Raw genomic sequence first — 6,530 nt, forward strand, 5'->3', positions numbered from 1 at the left:
GACCTTGCCAAGATGGGCGGCGGGGCAGGCGGCTTGCCCGGTCTTGGTGGCGGTGGACTGCCACCGGGCATGGGCGGTCTTCCCGGCCTCGGCGGAGGGAAAAAGAAATGACCAATGAGCAAAGCGACGCCTTCGCCCTGCTGCAGCTGACCAAGCTGCGCTCCAGTATCGACAATCTGGATGCGATCATCATCCACACCCTGGCCGAGCGCTTCAAGGCGACGCAGGAAGTCGGCAAGCTGAAAGCCGTGCACAATATGCCGCCTGCGGACAAGGACCGCGAGGCCAGACAGATCGACCGCCTGCGCCAGTTGGCACAGGAAAGCGGGCTCGATCCTGCCTTCGCCGAGAAACTACTGAATTTCATCGTGGCGGAAGTCATCCGCCATCATGAGCACATTCGCGGTCTTGAGACCGACGACTGAATTACCACCCCGAGACGCCAGACTTACAGGAGATACACATATGGCCCTCAAGATTCGACTCGCCCGTGGCGGGTCCAAGAAACGCCCTTTCTATTCCGTGGTCATCGCGGATGCCCGCGCACCGCGCGACGGTCGTTTCGTCGAGAAAATCGGTTCCTACGATCCGCGCCTTCCGAAAGATTCGGAATTCCGCGTCCAGATCGACGCCGAGAAAGCGTCCGAATGGCTCCGCAAGGGTGCCCAGCCGACCGAACGCGTTGCACGCTTCCTGTCCAAGATCGAACTGGACGGCAAGCCGCTCGTAGAATGGGCGCATGGCAACAACCCGAACAAGGGTGAGCCAGGCAAGAAAGCTCAGGAACGCGCTGAAGAGAAAGCCGAAAAGGCAAAAGCGGCGGCTGAAGCTGCTGCGGCTCCGGCTGAAGAAGAAGCTCCGGCCGCTGAAGAAGCGCCCGCTGAGGAAGCTGCTTCGGAATAGGACTGGCTTGCCAGTCTCGGGATATGGCCGGTGCCCTGCGGGGTGCCGGCCTTTTTCGTGGACGCAAGGCCTGAGGCTGAATGCCGGGTAACAGGGAACCAAATCACCGTTCAGGTCGCTTTCTCTAGAAAGAACACGACACGAGAGGAGATCCGAGATGTCCAAGGCTAAACTTTTCAGAACTCTGCCCTTTGCTGCACTCGGAATTGCGGCGCTCGCCCTTCCTGCCAGCGCAGACCGGGGTCGCTATCATGATACGTCATATCGTGGCGGTGGGAATGGCGTGGTGCTTCACGCTGATTCCGGCTTTTCCGGCGAAGGCCTTCGCATTCAGGGCGCCGAGCCGGACCTTGCCCGCCTGCGCTTCAATGACCGAGCCTCGTCGATTACCATTCGCGCTGGCGCATGGGAACTGTGTACGGACGCCCATTTCAGGGGGCGGTGCGAAATCGTCGATGCGAGCACAGGTCGCCTGAACGCATATCGCCTCAATGACAATGTTTCCTCCCTTCGTCCTGTCGCCTATCGCGACCGGCCGGGGAAAGGCCGTCGCGGAGGAGGGTATGGTGACCTTGTTCTGTTCCAGGATTCTGCCCAGCGCGGGCAGGCCATCGAAATCAGCCACGATGTGCCGGATCTCGGCCAGTATCGTTTCAATGACCGCGCAAGCTCCTTCCTCGTGACGGGCGGCAGTTGGCTGGTCTGCGAGCATGCGAACTATCGGGGGCGGTGCGAAGTGTTGCAGGGCGGCGCGGGTGATTTGAAGCCAATCCGCATGAACGACAATATTTCCTCCATCCGCGCCTATGACGGCTGGCGCTGATACGGCGCTTGCCCGCTTGCGCTCTGCCAATCGGCCGTTAGAGAAGCGGCATGAGCGCGAAATCAAATACTGAGAGACAGATCGTCGTGGGCGTTATCAAGGGTGCGCACGGCGTACGCGGTGATGTGCGAGTGAAAAGCTTCACCGCCGACCCGGATGATGTGTTCACCTATGGTGCGCTGACTGATGAAGCCGGGAAGCCCGTGCTGACGCCGCAATCGGCCCGGCCCGGCAAGGACCATTTCATTGTGCGTCCCAAGGAACAGAAGCAAAAAGAAGAATGGGACGCGATGCGTGGCACGCTATTGCATGTCCCGCGCGCGAAACTTCCGGAAACAGATGACGACGAGTTCTACATCGAGGACCTTGTCGGTCTTCAGGTGTTCGCGGGCGGGAATGAGCCTGCGGGCACCGTGAAAGCTGTGCAGAATTTCGGCGCAGATGATTTGCTCGAAATCCGTTTGGCGGACCGGGGCGATACGGTTCTCGTGCCCTTCACGCTGGCCGACGTGCCGACCGTGGACCTTGCCACATCCCGCATCATCATTCCGGATCTCGCCGAATGGACGGCGCCCGGGGACGAGGCTGAATCCACTGATTGACCCATGTTGCCGCTTGTTCAGACGCCACCTGTCATAAAGGGTAGTTTAAGAACGAGGTAACTGCCCATGTTTGCCAGATTAATCCGCTTCGGCGCTGCTCTTGCCCTTCCGCTAACTGTAGTGGGCGCTGCAGCCGCGCAGTATGAAGGCAATGAACAACCGGCGGGCCTGATGTTGTTCAGCGGCGAGGATTTTCGCGGGGAAGTGCGGGAAGTCTTCGATTCCGTCTATTCTCTGAACGACTATTATTTCAATGATCGCGCGCAATCCGTTGCGGTCCTGTCCGGCGCCTGGGAGCTGTGCGAGCATAGCGACTTCACCGGCCGCTGTGTCTTCATCCGTGGCGATGTCCAGGACCTCGACTGGTACGGCCTTGATCGCGAACTAACGTCGGTGCGCCCGATTTACGAGTATACCGAAGCCGAGCACGGCTTGATGTTCACCCGCGATCAGTCGGGCTATATCCGCTATGCTGACAATGCCCGTTACGGGTACGACAATTACTCACACGGCTATGGCACCAGCACGAGTGTCAGCGTCTACCATTATGGCTATTCGCCGAGCTATCGATCCCACGGTTATTACAGTCCGCGTCTCGGCCACGGCCCCTATGGCTTCGGCTGGACGCGTCATGGCGCGAATCCGCACTATGGGCGTCATTACCGCAAGCAACAGCGCCCGCTGAGAGGGCATTATGGCGCGCGCAATGGCGCGGTGACGCTCTACACGGATTCCTATGAACGCGGTGCCTCGCTTGGCCTCAACAAGGGCGTTTCCGACCTCAGTCGCTATCGCTTCAATGACAATATATCGTCGCTGCAAATCCGTTCTGGCAAATGGGAAGTTTGCGAGCATGCGAACTATAAAGGGCGCTGTCAGATCGTCGATGCCTCGACGGACCGGCTGAATGGTATTCGTCTGAATGACAACATCTCGTCCATTCGGCCGGTGGGTGACAGCCCGCGCGGCGGCCGGGGAGATGGTCAACGCGGAGATCGCGGTGGCCGAAATGATGGGGGTCACGCAGACCGCGGTCGCCGGGATGATGGCCGGAATGGCAATCGTGGCGGCGGACGAAATGGAAATGTGCAGACAGTAGCGCCGACAGCGGCAAACCCGCTTGCGGGCGGGCCGAAGGCGCGGGACGTGACTCAGCAACGTCGCCCACACGCTCTGCCAGGTCGCCCGCAACGTGCCAATATTGGCTCTGAAGACCGTCCGCGTCCTAATGTGCGGACCATTCAGCCCAACCGTTCGACCACCCAGAGACCGCAGACGCGCCAGGTGCAACCGGCGGCAACGCAGCGCAACCGCGCGCAAACCGAGCGCCGGCCCACAGCCACGCCGCGGCCCAGGCAAAAAGTGGACATGAATACTTCGCGGCCCAAGGCGCTGAGGAACACTCAAACGCAACGCCGTGAGGTGCAGCAGCGCCCTCAAACTCAGACGCGCCAGCAAAAGACGATCCGTCCCCAACAGCAGACCAGACAACAGGTGAGGCAACCGGCGCGCCCGCAAGTCCGTCCTGCCCCGCAGACGCGCAAACAGGCACAGCCGCAACGGCAAGCCCGGCCACAGGCTCAGCGCCAACCGGCTCGGGTAAAGCCGCAGCAACGGTCCACGCCGCGTCCGCAACCGCAACGGTCAAATAATATGCCGAAAGCCCTGCGCAATCGGGGTGGAGAAGTTCACAAGGACTAGGGGTGTTGCGGCTCAGTTCGCGCGCGGGTCGTGCCATTCGCGCGCGATGCCGTATCCGCCCCGGCGGATCAGCCAGAACATGCCGATCAGGTCAAAGATGCCTGCGCCAAGCCTGCCGAGGAATCCGTATTTGGATTCTCCCGCCAGTCGCTTGCGATCATTCACGCGCTCTTCGCGCACATCCCAGCCTGCGCGCTTGATCAGGGCGGGCAGGAAGCGGTGCATCGAGGCAAAGAAGGGCAGATCGCGAAAAGCTTCGGTCCGGATCAGTTTCCATCCGCATCCGGTATCCGTCGCATCATCCTGAAGCACGAAGCGGCGTACCCCATTGGCGACGCGGGACTGTACCCATTTGAATCCGGAATCATTCCGGCTGTTGCGCTTGCCTGCAATGATGCCGAGGCTTGGGGATGCGCCCGGCACAATGATCTCTTTCCAGAGACGGGCCGTATCCGCCGGATCGTTCTGCCCGTCCCCGTCAAGCAATTGTACCCACTGGCCGCGCACAGATTTGAGCCCGGTGAACAGTGCGGCGGACTTCCCCTTGCGCGCGACATGATTGAACACGACCACGGTATCGGGATGCTTCGCCATCGCTTCGGCAAGTTCCTGCTCTGTCGCGTCGGACGAGCAATCATTCACGCACACAATCTCGAAACTGATCCCCGCCAGCTGCTCATGGATCTCGTCGATCACGGGGTGCACATTACCCTCTTCATTGAAGAACGGGATCAGGACGGAGAGGGCGGGGCTTTGGGGCATAGGTCTGGAGTAGAGGCTGGCGCCTTGGCGGTCCAGTCTCATTTGCCCGCTGAAGCTGCACGCTGGCGCAGGGCGGTTTCGGCCTGGACATCGCCGGCCATGGCGCGGTCCTTCAGTTCGGCGGCGGACATGGCCTTGTAGGCCTCCGGCACTTTCCGGTTCGATGCGGTACGGGGTTTCTGTCCAAGGAAGGCTGCCACCGATGCGATGATGCCCATGTCACAAAACTCCCGGTTGGAACGTCATGAAACGAGTATGCCAATTGCCAGCCGGTTACGATAGGTGCAACAGGCGACCAAGCAGGAGAGCGCGGCATGGATATTTATCACGTCTGGTTTGACCTGAAGCCCGGAACGGACGAGCGTGCCTTCGCCAAGGCGCTACCGGCGTTTCTGGATCATATGAAGTCAGACGGCCGGATCGAATCCTGGCGCATGATGCGCTGCAAGCTGGGCCTGCGGCCGGACGATGTGCGCGAGTTCCACATCATGATCGAGACGCGCGACCTCGCCCAGCTCGACACCGCTTTTCGCGCCGCCGCCGCGCGGTCCGGTGAAACCGATACGCTGCACTTCAGCGCGAATGCCATGGTGACCAACATCAAGTTCGGCCTGTTCCGCGACTGGCCGGATTGGGATGGGGCCGCCTAGGGCGCTTCCATCTTGTCGAGCCACCATTGATTGTACTGCCAGATGGCCTTCTCAAGTGGAGAGAGGCGGCCTTGCCGTGTCATCGGCGCGTTGAGGCCCTGCCAGACAAGATCATTCGCGCCGATATCCTCGTGATGGATCGCCGAGACCATCAGGGCCATGCCTTCCGCAATCTCGTCAAAGCCTTCCATCTCGCTGTAAGCGGCTGGAACGCAAATATGGATCTTCAGGTGCAACTTGCCGGCGCCTTGCGGAAAGACCTGGTACCAGGTGACGACACTGCCCTGAATGCCCAGCAGGAAGTGCGGAAAGATGGCGGTCGCGAACAGGTCGCGCGCCTGCCAGTCTTCAAGACCTTCAAGCGGGGGCAGGCCAGGCGGCAGTTCCTCATGGGCCGCTGGCATGTGCAGGATGGACCACGGGCCGTCATTGTCCGGCGCGCGGGAGTCGCGGGCATGATAGGCGGGCTCGAACGTCTCGGAATGCGTGGCGATGTGATGGTAAGCTTCCATGAAATTCTCCACAAGCACTTTCCAGTTCCACTCGCTGTCGAATTCGAGCGTGTGAACGACCTTCATGTCGGCGAGGCGGAAGTTCTCGAAATACTTGCGAAACGTCTCGACCGGCGGGGTGAAGGGCGCTGCGTCGGGGTCGAAATTGGCGAGGACAAAGCCCTCCCAGATTTCCGTGCGGAGCTGGGGCAGCCGGCAATTGGATTCAGCAAACTCCTCTGCGCCATTCATCAGGGGCGCCCGGACAAGCTGGCCCGACGTGTCATAGCTCCAAGCGTGGTAGGGGCATGTGAATAGCTTGCGATTGCCGTTTCCGTCTGCCAGCAGGGCTGCGCGGTGCAGACATGTGCGCGACATGACACGGACTTCGCCATCATGTCCGTGAACCACCATGACCGGTTGGCCGAACAGGTCGAGCGAAACGAAATCGCCCGGCGTGGCTATCTGGTCGATGCGTGCCAGCGGAAGCCAGCTCTTGCGCAGGATCTGGTCGGTTTCGCGCGCGTACACATCCTCGTCGAGATAGGCGGCTGGGGGCAGGGTATAGGCTTGTTCCAGAGGCTTGCGGACACGGCCA

The 6,530-nt window shown here is 60.7% G+C and carries 9 protein-coding genes; 6 read left to right on the forward strand and 3 right to left on the reverse strand.

Annotated features, from left to right (window positions below; all coding sequences use genetic code 11):
- Nucleotides 1–107 precede the first annotated feature (107 nt).
- From B4F73_RS15970 to B4F73_RS15990, 5 genes are all read left to right on the forward strand, one after another.
- Nucleotides 108–425 carry a chorismate mutase gene (locus tag B4F73_RS15970; protein WP_206991796.1) on the forward strand — a complete coding sequence of 106 codons (318 nt, stop codon included), beginning with the start codon at nucleotides 108–110 and terminating at the stop codon, nucleotides 423–425.
- Nucleotides 426–465: 40 nt separating this feature from the next.
- Complete coding sequence (gene rpsP, locus B4F73_RS15975; protein WP_206991797.1) at nucleotides 466–903, forward strand: 30S ribosomal protein S16; 438 nt, start codon at nucleotides 466–468, stop codon at nucleotides 901–903.
- Between the two features lie 157 nt (nucleotides 904–1,060).
- Complete coding sequence (locus tag B4F73_RS15980; RefSeq protein WP_290483759.1) at nucleotides 1,061–1,726, forward strand: beta/gamma crystallin-related protein; 666 nt, start codon at nucleotides 1,061–1,063, stop codon at nucleotides 1,724–1,726.
- Between the two features lie 50 nt (nucleotides 1,727–1,776).
- Nucleotides 1,777–2,328, forward strand: coding sequence for a ribosome maturation factor RimM (gene rimM, locus B4F73_RS15985; RefSeq protein ID WP_206991799.1), 552 nt, complete (start codon nucleotides 1,777–1,779; stop codon nucleotides 2,326–2,328).
- Nucleotides 2,329–2,394: 66 nt separating this feature from the next.
- Nucleotides 2,395–4,029, forward strand: a complete 1,635-nt coding sequence (locus tag B4F73_RS15990) for a beta/gamma crystallin-related protein (RefSeq protein ID WP_206991800.1) — start codon at nucleotides 2,395–2,397, stop codon at nucleotides 4,027–4,029.
- A 12-nt stretch (nucleotides 4,030–4,041) separates the two neighbouring features.
- Here B4F73_RS15990 and B4F73_RS15995 read toward each other — a convergent pair whose 3' ends face one another.
- Together B4F73_RS15995 and B4F73_RS16000 are read right to left on the reverse strand one after the other, a co-directional pair.
- Nucleotides 4,042–4,833, reverse strand: a complete 792-nt coding sequence (locus B4F73_RS15995) for a glycosyltransferase family 2 protein (protein WP_290480947.1) — start codon at nucleotides 4,831–4,833, stop codon at nucleotides 4,042–4,044.
- Nucleotides 4,830–5,009, reverse strand: coding sequence for a hypothetical protein (locus B4F73_RS16000; RefSeq protein WP_290480327.1), 180 nt, complete (start codon nucleotides 5,007–5,009; stop codon nucleotides 4,830–4,832). The genes B4F73_RS15995 and B4F73_RS16000 overlap by 4 nt, the downstream gene beginning before the upstream one ends.
- Nucleotides 5,010–5,105: 96 nt before the next feature.
- Here B4F73_RS16000 and B4F73_RS16005 point away from each other — a divergent pair, with 96 nt between their 5' ends.
- On the forward strand, nucleotides 5,106–5,441 hold the full coding sequence (locus tag B4F73_RS16005; RefSeq protein ID WP_206991802.1) for a DUF6614 family protein: 336 nt from the start codon (nucleotides 5,106–5,108) through the stop codon (nucleotides 5,439–5,441).
- On the opposite strand, the gene B4F73_RS16010 is transcribed toward B4F73_RS16005, so the two are convergent.
- Nucleotides 5,438–6,530 (reverse strand): aromatic ring-hydroxylating oxygenase subunit alpha (locus B4F73_RS16010; RefSeq protein WP_290483760.1); only part of this gene is annotated, 1,093 nt, incomplete at its 5' end. The two genes, B4F73_RS16005 and B4F73_RS16010, sit on opposite strands and share 4 nt — an antisense overlap.

Source organism: Hyphomonas sp. UBA3601 (assembly GCF_002375605.1).
Lineage (GTDB): Bacteria > Pseudomonadota > Alphaproteobacteria > Caulobacterales > Hyphomonadaceae > Hyphomonas.